This window comes from Actinomyces sp. oral taxon 448 str. F0400, from assembly GCF_000220835.1.
Taxonomy (GTDB): Bacteria; Actinomycetota; Actinomycetes; order Actinomycetales; family Actinomycetaceae; genus Actinomyces.
Map to the genome: position 1 here is coordinate 564,875 of NZ_GL985606.1, position 13,299 is coordinate 578,173.

The 13,299-nt window shown below is 69.4% G+C and carries 13 protein-coding genes and 2 pseudogenes; 11 read left to right on the forward strand and 4 right to left on the reverse strand.

What is annotated here, in order from left to right:
• Nucleotides 1-192: 192 nt before the first annotated feature.
• Nucleotides 193-681 carry a hypothetical protein gene (locus HMPREF9062_RS02445; RefSeq protein ID WP_009748428.1) on the forward strand — a complete coding sequence of 163 codons (489 nt, stop codon included), beginning with the start codon at nt 193-195 and terminating at the stop codon, nt 679-681.
• A gap of 480 nt (nt 682-1,161) precedes the next feature.
• On the opposite strand, the gene HMPREF9062_RS02450 is transcribed toward HMPREF9062_RS02445, so the two are convergent.
• A complete protein-coding gene (locus tag HMPREF9062_RS02450) occupies nt 1,162-3,741 on the reverse strand; it encodes a (Fe-S)-binding protein (protein WP_009748431.1) in 2,580 nt (859 codons plus the stop codon).
• A 258-nt stretch (nt 3,742-3,999) separates the two neighbouring features.
• Here HMPREF9062_RS02450 and HMPREF9062_RS13410 point away from each other — a divergent pair, with 258 nt between their 5' ends.
• From HMPREF9062_RS13410 to HMPREF9062_RS12805, 5 genes are all read left to right on the forward strand, one after another.
• Nucleotides 4,000-4,437, forward strand: coding sequence for a hypothetical protein (locus HMPREF9062_RS13410; protein ID WP_034253572.1), 438 nt, complete (start codon nt 4,000-4,002; stop codon nt 4,435-4,437).
• A gap of 297 nt (nt 4,438-4,734) precedes the next feature.
• The gene (locus HMPREF9062_RS02460; protein WP_083820079.1) at nt 4,735-5,118 is read left to right on the forward strand and encodes a DUF4411 family protein; all 384 of its coding nucleotides are present in this window, start codon (nt 4,735-4,737) and stop codon (nt 5,116-5,118) included.
• A 166-nt stretch (nt 5,119-5,284) separates the two neighbouring features.
• Complete coding sequence (locus tag HMPREF9062_RS12795; protein WP_156789935.1) at nt 5,285-5,428, forward strand: hypothetical protein; 144 nt, start codon at nt 5,285-5,287, stop codon at nt 5,426-5,428.
• A 43-nt stretch (nt 5,429-5,471) separates the two neighbouring features.
• The gene (locus HMPREF9062_RS13760) at nt 5,472-5,597 is read left to right on the forward strand and encodes a hypothetical protein (protein WP_009748435.1); all 126 of its coding nucleotides are present in this window, start codon (nt 5,472-5,474) and stop codon (nt 5,595-5,597) included.
• 35 nt (nt 5,598-5,632) lie between these two features.
• A complete protein-coding gene (locus HMPREF9062_RS12805; protein ID WP_050795244.1) occupies nt 5,633-5,848 on the forward strand; it encodes a hypothetical protein in 216 nt (71 codons plus the stop codon).
• Between the two features lie 359 nt (nt 5,849-6,207).
• Here HMPREF9062_RS12805 and HMPREF9062_RS02470 read toward each other — a convergent pair.
• Nucleotides 6,208-6,548, reverse strand: a pseudogene (locus HMPREF9062_RS02470) (CCA tRNA nucleotidyltransferase); the annotation flags it as partial.
• A gap of 174 nt (nt 6,549-6,722) precedes the next feature.
• Between HMPREF9062_RS02470 and HMPREF9062_RS13415 the strand changes: the two are divergent.
• A pseudogene (locus HMPREF9062_RS13415) lies at nt 6,723-6,896 on the forward strand (helix-turn-helix domain-containing protein); the annotation flags it as partial.
• Between the two features lie 102 nt (nt 6,897-6,998).
• On the opposite strand, the gene HMPREF9062_RS13420 reads toward HMPREF9062_RS13415, so the two are convergent.
• The gene (locus HMPREF9062_RS13420) at nt 6,999-7,415 is read right to left on the reverse strand and encodes a hypothetical protein (RefSeq protein ID WP_009748438.1); all 417 of its coding nucleotides are present in this window, start codon (nt 7,413-7,415) and stop codon (nt 6,999-7,001) included.
• 269 nt (nt 7,416-7,684) lie between these two features.
• A complete protein-coding gene (locus HMPREF9062_RS02480) occupies nt 7,685-7,993 on the reverse strand; it encodes a DUF4235 domain-containing protein (RefSeq protein ID WP_009748439.1) in 309 nt (102 codons plus the stop codon).
• A gap of 198 nt (nt 7,994-8,191) precedes the next feature.
• Between HMPREF9062_RS02480 and HMPREF9062_RS02485 the strand changes: the two genes are divergently transcribed.
• The 4 genes from HMPREF9062_RS02485 to HMPREF9062_RS02500 all read left to right on the forward strand — a co-directional run bounded on the left by HMPREF9062_RS02485 (nt 8,192) and on the right by HMPREF9062_RS02500 (nt 13,235).
• Nucleotides 8,192-9,367 (forward strand): AAA family ATPase, encoded by a 1,176-nt coding sequence (locus tag HMPREF9062_RS02485; RefSeq protein WP_009748441.1) that lies wholly within the window; start codon nt 8,192-8,194, stop codon nt 9,365-9,367.
• A 109-nt stretch (nt 9,368-9,476) separates the two neighbouring features.
• A complete protein-coding gene (locus HMPREF9062_RS12810; RefSeq protein WP_156789937.1) occupies nt 9,477-10,130 on the forward strand; it encodes a hypothetical protein in 654 nt (217 codons plus the stop codon).
• A gap of 214 nt (nt 10,131-10,344) precedes the next feature.
• On the forward strand, nt 10,345-11,466 hold the full coding sequence (locus HMPREF9062_RS02495) for a thiamine ABC transporter substrate-binding protein (RefSeq protein WP_009748443.1): 1,122 nt from the start codon (nt 10,345-10,347) through the stop codon (nt 11,464-11,466).
• The gene (locus HMPREF9062_RS02500; protein WP_156789938.1) at nt 11,463-13,235 is read left to right on the forward strand and encodes an ABC transporter permease; all 1,773 of its coding nucleotides are present in this window, start codon (nt 11,463-11,465) and stop codon (nt 13,233-13,235) included. Before HMPREF9062_RS02495 ends, HMPREF9062_RS02500 begins: the two co-directional genes overlap by 4 nt.
• Nucleotides 13,236-13,299: the final 64 nt, after the last annotated feature.

The window sequence follows — 13,299 nt, forward strand, 5'->3', positions numbered from 1 at the left end:
CGGCGCAGCGCGAGCTCCGGACCGGTCGCCCGACTGAGCGCGGGTCCCCTGCCCGCCCGGTCGTCGGCGCCGAGCGGACCCCGGGCCGGTCGCCCGGTCGGCCGGAGTACCGGCCGGAATAGTCCGGTTGCGGTGGCCCAGTTGCGGCCGCTCCTCGGAATCCGCATGTCCCCCGTCCTCTGCACTCCTCGGATGATGTCTGTGATTATTCTTCATTGCACGGCAGCCTGCGTGCCGATTGCCCTGGCCGTGGCGGTGCCGGTGGTGCTGCGCCGGGCCGGGTTCGTCGACGAGCGGCGCTGGCGCTGGTGGCTCTACGCGGCGTGCGCGATGTTCGCGGTGTCGTGGTACCTGCCGTCGCCGCTGATCGACGGGCAGGACACCAGCTTCACCACCCACTTCGTGGGCGGCGGCGTATTCACCGGATTGCTGTGGTACTACCTGAAGCGGTCGCTGGGCTGGCGCGGCCACTGGCTGATCGAGGCGTTCTCGCTGTTCGCACTGGTCTCGGCGCTCGGTTGCATCAATGAGCTGTTCGAGCTCGCAACGGTGAGGGCCGGTCTGGTGCGACTCAGCCTGACCGATACGAACTGGGATATTCTCGCCAACTCGCTGGGGGCGCTGGCGGTGTACGGCGGCTATCTGCTGGGCGGATGGCTGGGCGACCGGAAACGAGGGTGAGGCCGGGGGCTTTCTCGCTGGGTGTCGCCGGTGTCGCCGGGTGGAGCCCGCGACCTCATCGGCGCTGCTCATTCGATGCCGCCCGCGGCGGCTCTGATCTTCAAAGATGTCCAAATCTGCCACAAAGGCCGACTTTGTACACCCGAAGGCGTGGGCGATCCGCGTGATGTCAACGAACTGCAGTGCGCCGCATGGTACAAAATGAGCCCTTTGTGACAGATTTGGACACGCCTCTGAGCACCTCTGCGCCTGGATGAGTCCTACTGCGTCTCAGGAGCCCCATGCGCCCCAGTAGGCCAGTAGGAGGGCGGTGCCGGTGCACCCCAGTAGGCCAGCAGGAGGGTGGATGCCGGTGATTCGACGCTTTCGGGTGGCGCGTGGTCGCTCCGTGCGCTGGATCTACCTCGAGGAGGTTCTAAGGTACGACTGCGCGCATCCGGGTACGACCGCGCGCGGGGCCGGTTGAAGACACTCGAACTTTCAACCCTGCCCGCGATGCACGGCCTCCAGCATGAGGGAGGCGACGTCGGTGACCCGTACGTCCGCGCCCTCGGAGGCGACGCCGTCGGAGAGCATCGTGGTGCAGAACGGGCAAGCGGTGGCGATCACCTGCGCGCCGGTGCCGATCGCCTCGCGAGAGCGCTCAACGGCGATGCGCGTACCGATCGACTCCTCCATGAAGGCCCTCGCCCCACCGCCTCCGCAGCAGAAAGCCGACTCCTGGTTGCGCGGCATCTCGACCGTGGTGGCACCGGTTGCCTCCAGCAACTCGCGCGGCGGCGAGTAGATCCGATTGTGGCGCCCCAGGTAGCAGGCGTCGTGATACGTCACGGTCGGCGCCGGGACCCGGGCGGCCTGCTGCGATGAGGCGGCGGACGCCGTCGCGGCCCGGCCCGCGCCGGACCCTCCTGCTGCACCGGTGCTCGCTCGCAGTGCCGGGGCCTCCTCCGCTGGGGTCCCGTTTGTCTCGTCCGCCGCATTCGCCGGAGCTCCGCCCTCCTGCGCCGCGGCCGCCTGCTCCGGAGGAGCGGGCCTCAGCCTCCCCTCGCGCACGAGGCGACTGAGCAGCTGGGTGTAGTGCAGGACCTCGAAGCGCCCGTCGATCTGCGGGTACTCGCGCGAGATCGTATTGAAGCAGTGGGCGCAGCTGACGATGATCCGCTGCACCTTCGCCTCGGTGAGAGTCTCGACGTTCTGGGAGGCGAGCATCTGGTAGAGGATCTCGTTGCCGGCCCGCCGGGCCGGATCGCCCGTGCAGGCCTCGGCGTCCCCCAGCACCGCGAAACTCACTCCGGCGATGTGCAGCAGCTCGGCCACCGCCCGCGTCGTCCTCTTGGCCCGATCCTCGAAAGCCCCCGCACAGCCCACCCAGAACAGGTAGTCGACGGCCGTGGCGTCCTCGACATCGACCCCGACCACCGGCACCTCGAAGTCCAGCCCCTTGGCCCAGTCCATGCGTTTGCGCGGCGCCAGCCCCCACGGGTTCCCCTTGGACTCCAGCTTGCGGAACATCTGACCGAGTTCCCGGGGGAAGGCCGACTCCATGAGGACCTGCTGGCGGCGGATATCGATGACGTGGTCGAGGTGCTCGATGTCCACCGGGCACTGGTCGACGCACGCCCCGCAGGTGGTGCACGACCACAGCACGTCGGCGGGTATCACGTCGCCGGCCAGCGGGGCCGGGCTCGTGGCCACGCCCGTCTCGGAAGGGGCGGCCTTGGCGGCCAGCAGCGCGCCCAGCACGTCGCCGGTGTGGGCGCTGCCGGGGGCCAGGCCCAGGCGGTCGTCGTTCTCCAGGCCGTCGGTCATGCCGGTGATCCGGCCCGCGATCCCCCCGCCCGCGCGACGCTCGGCCAGCATCTCCTTGGTGACCTCCTCCGGGGTGACGCCCAGGGCGTCGGCGGCCCGCAGGTAGGGGGCGACGGCGGCGTGGTGGTCGCGCAGCGCCATCACGAAGAGCTTGGGGGACAGGGGCTTGCCCGTGTTCCACGCCGGGCACAGGTCCTGGCAGCGGCCGCACTCGGTGCAGGTGGAGAAGTCCAGCAGGCCCTTCCAGGTGAAGTCCTGGATCCGGCCCACGCCCAGGCTCACCTCCTCGTCCTTCTCCTCGGCGGCCTCCATGGCGGCGTCGAGGTCGTCCAGGGTCTCGGCCGTCAACGGCTCGGGGGCGCCGTCGGGCCCCTCGAAGAGCAGCGGCTTGGCGGGGCCGAGCGACTTGGTGCCGTCCGTGCTGCTGCGCGCGTAGAGGTTGACGAAGGCCAGGAAGCGGTGCCAGGCCACGCCCATGGAGGGCTGGAGGCCGACGACGACGAACCAGCCCATCGAGACGACGACCTTGATCGTGGCCACCACGATGATGGCGATGCCCAGGCCGGTGGTGCCCAGCGGTTCCAGCGCCGGTCCGGTCCACGCGGTGAGCGGGTAGTGGGTCCAGCCGGACGGGGCCGGGTCGGCGCAGACTGCGAGCCGGGCGTGCTCGAGCATGCGCAGCACCAGGACGCAGACGACGACGCCGGCCACGACGGCCTCGACGAAGTGCGCTTGACCGGCCGAGGAGCCGGCGAAGCGGGAGGTGCGGGTGCGGGTGGCGCCGGCGGAGTCGCCGTCGAAGGGCGGGGCGGCCGCGCCGCGGCGGGTCAGCCGGCGCCGTACCACGATCAGGTGGACGATGCCGGCGGTCGACAGCCAGGCGATGGACTCCACCACCCACGACCACCAGGCCTGGCGGCCCAGCCACGGCAGCTCCCAGGCGGGGCCCGCCAGCACCTGACCGTAGCCGGTGATCAGGGTCAGGAACAGCAGTGGGAAGCTGACCATGACCAGCCAGTGGGCGGCGCGCACCCAGGGGCGGCCCCTGAAGGCGGTGTGTCCGACGACCTCGGCGAGCATGCGCAGCAGCCTGCGACCGACCGGCCGCAGGCGGTCGCGCGGCACGGGTCGCCCCACGCGCATCCGGTTGATGATCGTGCAACAGGCGCGCACGAAGACGGCCACGCCCGCCACGGTGGCGAGAGCGACCACGACGGCGCAGGTGAGATGCACGATCGCGAGGGAGGTCATGCGAGCAGCCTAGTTGCCGGCGGGGGTCGGACCCGCGCGACGGTCCGCAGGCCGGTCCGCGAGGGGCCGCGAGCTTTGCCGAGATCGGTTCGGGCCCGGGTAAGGGACCCGCCGCGGCCTCGGTGGTGCGAGGTCAGTCCGGTGCGCTGCCGGGCCCGGCCGCGCGGCCGGGCTGTCGAGCAGACGGGGGAGGATTCGGCGCGCTCTGGGCCGGTACACTGGAGCAAGCCGGAGACGAGGCTAAGCGGAGAGAGCACCATGGGCGTCGTCCGCGTTGATGTCGCCCCGGAATTACTCCGCTGGGCCGTGCGAAGAGCCGGCTGGGATAAGGAGACGGCCCTCCGTCGCGCCCTGAAATTCGCCGACTGGCTCGCAGGCGCTTCCCGTCCCACTCTCGAGCAGTTGGAGAAGTTCGCCTCTGACACGCACGCGCCCTTCGGCATGCTGTTCCTGCCCGAACCCCCGGTCGAGACCATTCCGATTCCGGACATGCGCACGATCCGCGATGCCGGGGTGGTCGAGCCATCCGCTGATCTGCTCGATACTGTCTCGACGCTCGGGGAGGTAAGGTGGGGGAGTGCTGGTGCAACCGCGTCGCGGCGGAGACGCTCGTACCGTTGGATTCCCTGGGAGAGCAATATCGGGGGAGTGCTGACGAGGACGAGCTGGACCGCCTCGCGCGCATGTACAAGGTGAGCACCCTCGTCGTGCTCGGCAGGCTCCTCGACGCCGGGTGCCTCACGAGAAAGGAGTACGCCACTCGGTACGACGTCGAGCGGGAGCGGGTCATAGGGCTGGCGCGAACCACGCGTGACGGGGCGCCGGTGGCAACTACTGCAACACTCAGCTGCGACGGCTGGGGCGCCCCTTCGCCCGGGCGGTCATCACCTCGACGCTGGAGGGCCGGACGACGTACAGGGACGCCTACCGGCTGTTCGGGGCCAGGAGGCACTCGACCTTCGAGGGGCTGACGGAAAAGGTGAGGGCCGCGTGATGTACCTCGTCGACTCCAACGTCCTGATCGAGGCGAAGAACCGGTACTACGCTTTCGATAACGCTCCCGGCTTCTGGGAGTGGCTGGAGCGGGCTCATCGTGCGGGGTGCGTGTTCAGTATCGAGAAGGTCGAGGAAGAACTGCTTCGGGGAGACGACGAGCTCGCTAAGTGGGCGCAGGGGCATCATAGTTTCTTCCGGCAGCTGGACCAGAGGACGACGCAGTACTTTTCGAGATTGTCCGAGTGGGCGCGCTCGCAGAACTTCAAGCCCGCGGCGCTACACGAGTTCACGGCTGAGGCCGCCGACTACCTCTTGGTCGCCTTCGCCGCAGCCCATTCGTGCACATTGGTCACGAACGAGGTGCCGGTTAAACCGCCATGACGAATAATATAGTGTGATTAAAGCAGATTCGTGTCGTTGATTTGTTGTAGAGTTGGTGGTCGGTTATTTATGGGACGCCCGCTGTAGGGGCTGCTCTTTTCGGGAGATGTTTGACTGCTGGTTCCAGTGTCGTTTATCGTCGTCTCTTCTGTTGTCGGCGTTGCGCGTGAGTCTTCCGGGTCAGGACTGGAACCAGCGCCGCCTGGCCCCGATCCACACCGGCCACGCCGGCAACCTCAATGTCTCCAGGCTCACCGCCACCCAGCGCCAGGAGGTGGCCGGGGTGCTCTCCCGACTACCGTCGGACTAGGGACTGCCCATCGGGCTTGCGGTCGTGGCGCGTCGGTAAGACCGTGAGTGGGGCCCGCAACAACGACGGTCCGGCGCCTCATCTTCTGCTTGCCCTGGACCAGTCCACGGGCACGGTCCTGACCCAGCAGCGGGTGGCTGTCAAGTCCAACCAGAGGTCCCCTCCCTGAGCGAGCTGCTCGAACCCTTCGACCTGGACGGGGTGGTGGTCACCGCTGATGCGATACGCATTCAGGTGGACACCGCTGAGTGGATCGTGGGCCCGGGTGGTCACTACCTTCTGACGGTCAAGGGCAGCAAGCACGTCGAGGGGCCTACCCGGGTCTGCTCTCTGCTCATGACCGATGCCCGGCCCGAGGCCGTCGCAGCCTGGATCCAAGGACACGGGGGAATCGAGAGCCGGCTCCACGTCGGTCCGTGATGTCGTCTTCGACGAAGACCGCCACCAGCTGCGCATCCGCAACGGCCCCTTTGGTCTCGGCCGCCCCGCGCAACCTGGCCACCCGGCCTCATTTGGCTGGCCCACGGCCTCCGAGCCGCTATCGCCTCAACTACCAGATCCCTGCCACGACGCCCCAAACGAGCCAACAAGCTACTCACCCGACCAACCACCTGAACCGACTTTGCCGACCCCCTGGGAGCCGGGCGATAACGTCGCCAGCACGTCCCCTCACGTACTTCGCCGCTTACCTCCATGCTGTACACCTCAAACAGGCGAAGCATCGGTTCAAGGGTTGAAGTACTGTCCTCGTACTGCCTTTCGGCCGACTCCCGCCGCCGTCACCTCTCTCCGCGCACGGCCCACCAGGAGCGCAGCGCCTGCCGCGCTGGCTTCTCACCGAGCGGCCCCCGCTCCATGCGCAGGTCCAGCAGGAAGCGATAGGTCTCGCCCACGACCGGCCCGGGCTTCATCACGAGCTCGGCCATGATCTGCGCCCCGTCGAGATCCGGACGGATGGAGGCCAGTTCCTCCGCCTCGCGCAGCACCGCGATCCGCGCCTCCAGATCGTCGTAGGCGGCGTCGGGCATGCGGCCTTGCGCCTGTTGCGAGTGGCGACGTCCGCGCGCATGAGCCGGTGAAGACGTTCCAGCAGCGGCCCGGCATCGGCCACGTAGCGTCTATCCCTGCGTACTCCGGCGGCCGGGGCGCGAATCATAATCCTTACCTGGACGAGAGCCTGCCGGTGGGGACCTCCTTGTCCCGCCGGTCTTTCAGGCTGCGCGCCAGGGCGTGGTCCGGCAGGGCTGGGGAGAGGCGATCGGTTCCGGTAGCGGGAGTGCAATATGCTGGCGCCGTGGGTCGTTTCCGCATAGATGACGCTTCTTCAGCGCTCATCCATGCTGCGCGTTTGGACGCGGAGCTCACACAGGCTCAGCTGGCTCAGCGTGCTGGACTAAGTCAGTCGATCTTGGTGCAGCTGGAGTTTGGGACTCGTGCGGTGCCCGATGAGTTGCTCGAGAGGGTACTGAGGGCCGCTGACTACCGGCCGTTACTTCCACTTACCATGCAGGCCGACGAGATCATCGCTTGCGCTGGGTCTCATGGCCTGAGCAATCCTCACGTTTTCGGATCATCCGTCCGAGGGGAGGATGATTTCGATTCGGACATCGATCTCCTCGTCACCCCGTCGACCGGTACTGATCTGTTCGACCTGGCCCTGTTCGTCGATGACGTTGAGCGACTCATTGGCTTCCCGACCAACGAGGTATCCGACGCGCAGGACGGGCATCCGAGTGCGTGGCAGGTGCCCTCCGACCCGGCTCCCGATGGGCGCACTGTCGCCGGGAGCCGGCGGCGGGATGGCACTGCGCTGGACCCTCGGGGCGCTCGCGATCGCCGTCGTCGCCGTGGGAGTCGCCGCGCTGGCCGAGGGGGCGCCGTTCTCGAAGGTGTTGCCATCCGCGGCTCGTTCGTCCTCGTGCCGGTCCTGGTCACGACCGCCTTGCTGCTCGTGATCGTCACGTGCAGAACGGCTGTCGATGCGCACGCCGAGGGCTTTCAGCCAGCGATTCTTCTGCGGATCGCCGTCGTGCTCGGCTGCCTGGCCCTGGCGTGGCCGGCCGTGCTGCTCGCGCTCGCGACGAGCGCCCCGGCCCTGGACGTCCGATGGAGGTCGGGGCGCCGTGCGGGCGCGGGCGTCCTGATACGGGTAAGGCGCGGGCGTCGCTGGCCGTGCGGGCGCGGGCGTCCCGGGTCGCTGAGAGGGCCGGCGGGTGCGTGGCCCCGGACCTCCGGCCCCCGGCGCTCTCCCCGCGCTCAGGCCTCCAGGGCCCCGATCGCCGGGGCTCCGTCGGTGAAGGGGGCCAGCCCCCGGTCGCTGTACCACTTGGCGGCCCGGCGCAGGGTGAGCTGGCTCGTGAGCGAGAGGACCGCTCCGGAAGCGACCGCGAAGGCGACCACATCCCCGAGCCGGTAGGTCAGCAGCTGGTCCTTCTTGGGAGCCGGCCTGCCCGTCACGGCCTTCCAGCCGGCGGCGACGACCTTCTCCGCGACGATGCCGGAGGCGAGCAGTGTCAGGGCCGAGGTGGCCTTCCACGCGAAGTCGTTCTGCTTGCTGTCGGTCATGGTGGCTCCGTTCCTCCGATTCGTGCGCCGACGACGGCGCGCCCCGCGGGACTGCGGGGGCGCTTCAGCGCCGATCATGCCTCACTCGCCGGTTCGGCGCGACGGCCGACGGCGCGGCGCCGGTGTCCGCGCATGGCGCGGGGCGGCTCCGCCTCAGGAATCTCATGGAATTTCAGGTGCGCCCGGTAGTGTACGACCATGAGCACTGGGAAGCCGAGGACGCCTCTGCGCTCGATCCAGGCGAAGAACTACCGATCCTTCGTCGATGTCGAGGTCGAGTTCGGGTCCTTCTCCGTCCTTGCCGGTCCCAACGGCTCCGGCAAGTCCAATCTGCTCTCCGTTCTTCAGCTGGTGAGGGACACCGCCCGCACGGACATCCCCACCGCCGTCGATCAGCACGGCGGATACGAGCAGCTGCACCGGGCCACCGGCGATGCCGGCCCGATCGAACTCACGATCAAGGCCGAGGTCACGGAGAACGCCTCCTCCGGGGCGCCGGACGAGTACATTCTCACCCTCGACAAGGACGACGCCGGTATTCGGCGGACGGAGGACTTCCAATACAAGCGCACCGCCGGCCGTGGACGACGGCTCGGTTTCGCCCTCGAGGGCGTGGATGCGGTGAAGGTGCAGGGGAACAGGAGCAATAAGACGAGTTCCCTGACGCTGACCGACGCCCGGATCAACGCGCACTGGCTCGGCGAGGGCCCCAGCCGGTTCGTCTCCTTCCTCTCCTCGATCCGTTATCTGGATCCCGACGTCCCCGCCGCACGCCGGCCCAGCCGCTTCGATCAGAGGCGCCTCGCTCCGGGGACGGCGAACCTGTCAGCCGCGCTTCAGCAGATCTACGACGCAGCCCCGGACGCCTTCAGGGAACTCGTTCGTGATCTGAGGCAGTGCCTGCCGGGTCTCGACTCCGTCGGTTTCGAGACTCGTGGAGGGGACGCCCACGTGGTTGTCGCGGAGCTCCACGAGAATGGATTGCGCAGGCCGATCGAGCTCGCCGACGCCTCCTTCGGCACGGTGCGCATGCTCGCGCTCCTCACCGCTCTCCACGACCCGGATCCTCCGAATCTCACCGTCATCGAGGAGGTCGACCACGGCCTGCATCCCTATGCCCTGGACGTTCTTGTGGATCGGATGCGGGAGGCGTCCGGGCGGACCCAGATCATCGCGGCGTCGCATTCGCCGACCCTCGTCAACCGGCTCGAGTCCGAGGAGCTCATCCTGTGCGACCGGGATCCCGAGACCGGCGAGTCCGTGATCCCCGTGCTCACGGCTGGCCAGCTCGCGGCCAGCCGGGGAACGAGCGGTCGAGGTCTGGGGGAGCTCTGGTACTCCGGAGTCCTCGACGGAGTGCCGAGTGTTGGCTAGGAGGAGCCCTGTCATTCTTGTCTTCGGTGAAGGCGGTCGGGGAAAGGCGGGTAGGAGTAGTTATGACGCGCAAGCGATCAGGGCGCTCATCCCGGCCCTGGCTCCGGGGGTGAATGACTCGTATGACATCAAGGTCATCAAAGATCCGCCTTCGCTGACCAGAGGGGCTTCGAGCGAGTCGGTGCGCAGCTGGATGGATGACATCGGAGATACGATCGCGGCTCAGGAGGCTTCCCGGCCGGTCCACGCCGTCCTCGTCCACCAGGATGCCGACGGGAAAGATGGTGAAAGGCGTCGGGAAACCCTCCAGGCCCAGTTGGATGAGATGAGAACTGCGCGCAATTTCGGGTATTTGACAAGTAGAAGAAAGAAAAAGAAAGGTCCCATTCCCTGTCCATGGCGCATCTGCGCCGTCGTCCCGGTTCAGATGACCGAGGCGTGGTGGCTGCTCTTCCCGGACTCTATTCGGGCGTTGAATCCTGGCGCATGGCGTGATCTCAAGCTCCCGACGGGAGCGGTTGAGAATCACAACGACCCGGCCGCTCTTCTGACCTCGCGGACGGATAAGCACACTCGGGGGAAGAAGAAATACATCAAGTCCGAGTCTCCCGCGATAGCGGATCTCATTGCACGACGCATCATCGCCGGAAAGAAGCCGGACAAACCTGCGCGCCCGTCGTCCCCGTCGTGGAATCGATTCGTGGACGACGTCCGCGCTCTCGCGCAGAATCAGCCTCCCGCCGTCCGGGCGCCGATCGTCTAAACTCGACCCACCACGACAGGGGAGCGCCCGACGTCGGCGGGGCCGGGGCCCGGTCCCACTCCGACGACCACGGTGCTGAGAGTGCGGGCGACCGCAGACCCTCGAACCTGATCCGGCCAGCACCGGCGAAGGAAGTCGAGTCGAATCTCCCCGGACGCGGCTCCGGCCTCGGCCGCCGCGCCCGGGCCCTCCCGGAATCCGCCCAGGAGGAACCATGACCACTGCCCGCCCCGCCCGTCTCACCGCTTCCGCCGGCGGATCCGGCGCGCTGCCGCGCCGCACCGTGGTGTCCGCGGGCGCGGCCACCGCCGTCGGCCTGGCGCTCGCGGCCTGCGGCTCCAAGGACGCGGGCGGCGACACCGCCGGCGACGGCAAGACCGTCACCGTCGTCACCCACGACACTTTCTCCGTGCCCGACGACCTCGTCAGCGCCTTCCAGAACGACACCGGCTGCGCTCTGGAGCTGGTCGCTTCCGGCGACGCCGGCGAGTTGACCAACAAGCTCGTCCTGACCAAGGACGCCCCGCTGGGCGACGCCTTCTTCGGCGTGGACAGCTTCTTCGCCTCCCGCCTCCTGGAGGAGGACGTCCTCGACACCTCCGCCGCAGTCGCCCTGCCCGCCGGCGCCGACCAGTACGTCCTGTCCGACGCCCCGGCCCTGACCCCCATCGACTTCGGCGAGGTCGCCGTCAACGTCGACACCGCCTGGTTCGCCGAGCACGGCGCCGCCCCGCCGGCCGCGTTCGAGGACCTGACCGAGCCCGAGTACAAGGACCTGCTCGTCGCCATCAATCCCTCGACCTCCTCCGTGGGGCTGGCCTTCCTGGTGGCCACCGTCAACCATTTCGGGACGGCCGAGACCGGCGGCTTCGCCGACTACTGGAAGCAGTTGGCGGCCAACGGCGTCACGATCGATTCGGACTGGTCGAACGCCTACTACACCGATTTCTCCGGCGGAGGGGAGGGCGGCGTCCACCCGATCGTCGTGTCCTACTCCTCCTCGCCCGCCGCCACCGTCACCGCCGACGGCTCTGCCACCACCACCGCCTCGCTGCCGACCACGGCCATCCGCCAGGTCGAGTACGCCGGGGTGCTGGCCGGCGCGGCCAATCCGGAGGGAGCCAAGATGTTCCTGACGTGGCTGTTGTCCACGGCGGTGCAGAGCACCTTCTCGGAGAACATGTACGTCTACCCGATCAACCCCGATGCGACGGTGAGTGAGTCGATGACGACGTTCGGCGCCGCGTCGAACTCCCCGATCATCGCCGACGCCGCCGAGGTCTCCGCCAACCGCGAGGCCTGGCTGGCCGCGTGGACGCAGGCCGTCGGCGCGTGAAGGGGTCGCGCGCGCACGCCGGCCCACCCGGCCCACCCGGCTCGACTGAGCCGGCAGAGTCCGCTCGCCCCGCCGGGGGGCGAGCGGGCCCGCGGCCGGGCGCGGGGGAGCGGGCGGGCTGGACCCTCGCCGTCGGTCTGCCCCTGGCCTTCCTCACCGTCTTCTTCGCCCTCCCCGTGGCGACCCTCGTCGCCCGCGGCCTGGCCCCGGGCGGCCGCCCCGACCTCGGCGGTGTCGTCGAAGTCCTCGCGCGCGAGCGCACCTGGCGGGTCATCCGCGCCACCCTCATCCAGGCCACCGCCGCCACCGCCGTGTGCGTCGTGCTGGGCGTGCCCGGGGCCGCCGTGCTCTACCGGCGCTCCTTCCCCGGCCGCGGCCTGCTGCGCACCGTCGTCATCGTGCCCTTCGTGCTGCCCGGCGTCGTCGTCGGCATCGCCTTCCACGCTCTGCTCACCGCCGGCGGCCCCCTGGGCGGCACCGGCCTGGACGGCACGACGACGGCGGTCGTCGCCGCCATGGTCTTCTTCAACTACGGCCTGGTCGTGCGCACCGTCGGCACCATGTGGGCGCGACTGGATCCGCGCGCCGTCGAAGCCGCCCGCACCCTGGGGGCCTCGCCCTGGCGGGCCTGGCGCACTGTCACCCTGCCGAGCCTCGTCCCCGCCATCGCCTCGGCCGCCTCCGTCGCCTTCTTGTTCTGCGCCACCGCCTACGGGGTCGTCCTGGTCCTGGGCGGGAGCGGCACGGGCACCATCGAGACCGAGATCTACATCCTGACCGCCCAGGACCTCGACCTGCGGGCCGCCGCGGTCCTATCGATCCTCCAACTGGTCGTCATCGCCGTCGCCCTGTCGGCGGCCGAGCGTGCTCGTCGCGCCTGCCAGACGGGCCTCGCCCTGCGCCTGGACGTGCCCGCGCGCAGGCTGGGCGGCGGCGACCTGCCGGCTCTGGCCCTCACCCTGGCGGTCGTGGTCGGCCTGCTCATCGGGCCGATCGCCGTCCTGGCGGCTCGGTCCCTGCGACGCGCGGGGCGGTGGACGACGGCGAACTACACGGACCTGTCGACCACCGGCGGGCGCAATGCGCTGAGAGTCACCGTATGGGAGGCCGCCGCGAATTCGCTGCGGGTGGCGGTGACGGCCGCCCTCATCGCTCTGGCCGTGGGCGCGGCCGTCAGCCTCGTGGTCTCGCGCCGACCGCGGAGCCGGGTGCTCGCCCGGGGCCTGGCCCTGCTTGACGCCGTCTTCATGCTGCCCCTGGGGGTGAGCGCCGTGACGGTCGGCTTCGGCTTCCTCATCACGCTCGCCCGCCCGCCGCTGGCACTGACCCGCAGCTGGTGGATCCTGCCGTTGGCCCAGGCGGTCGTGGCCGTGCCGCTGGTGGTGCGCACCCTCCTGCCGGCGCTGAGGGCCATTGATCCGCGTCAGCGCGAGGCCGCCGCCGCGCTCGGCGCGGGTCCGGGCCGGGTCCTGGCCACCGTCGACGGGCCGCACCTGCTGCGCGCCGGCGGTCTGGCGGCGGGCTTCGCCCTGGCCACGAGCCTGGGGGAGTTCGGGGCGACGTCGTTCCTGGCGCGGCCCCGAACCCCTACTTTGCCGGTGGTCCTCTACCGTCTTATCGGCTCGCCCGGTGCCCAGAATCAGGGGATGGGCCTGGCGGCCGGCGTCGTCCTGGCGGCGGGGACCGCTGGAATCATGCTGGCCTGCGAGCGGCTCCAGACCGCTCGCCCGGGCCGCGGACGGGAGGGGATCGATGACCGGCATGAGTGAGGCCGGCGCGACCGGCGGGGCCCCGGGGCCCGGCGACGAGAGCTCCGGCGCGGGCACGGGGGCC

Coding starts and splice junctions, on each gene's coding strand:
- HMPREF9062_RS02495 (WP_009748443.1), top strand. CDS start 10,345: ATGACCACTGCCCGCCCCGCCCGTCTCACCGCTTCCGCCGGCGGATCC.
- HMPREF9062_RS02445 (WP_009748428.1), top strand. CDS start 193: ATGATGTCTGTGATTATTCTTCATTGCACGGCAGCCTGCGTGCCGATT.
- HMPREF9062_RS02485 (WP_009748441.1), top strand. CDS start 8,192: ATGAGCACTGGGAAGCCGAGGACGCCTCTGCGCTCGATCCAGGCGAAG.
- HMPREF9062_RS13410 (WP_034253572.1), top strand. CDS start 4,000: ATGGGCGTCGTCCGCGTTGATGTCGCCCCGGAATTACTCCGCTGGGCC.
- HMPREF9062_RS02460 (WP_083820079.1), top strand. CDS start 4,735: ATGTACCTCGTCGACTCCAACGTCCTGATCGAGGCGAAGAACCGGTAC.
- HMPREF9062_RS02480 (WP_009748439.1), bottom strand. CDS start 7,993: ATGACCGACAGCAAGCAGAACGACTTCGCGTGGAAGGCCACCTCGGCC.
- HMPREF9062_RS02450 (WP_009748431.1), bottom strand. CDS start 3,741: ATGACCTCCCTCGCGATCGTGCATCTCACCTGCGCCGTCGTGGTCGCT.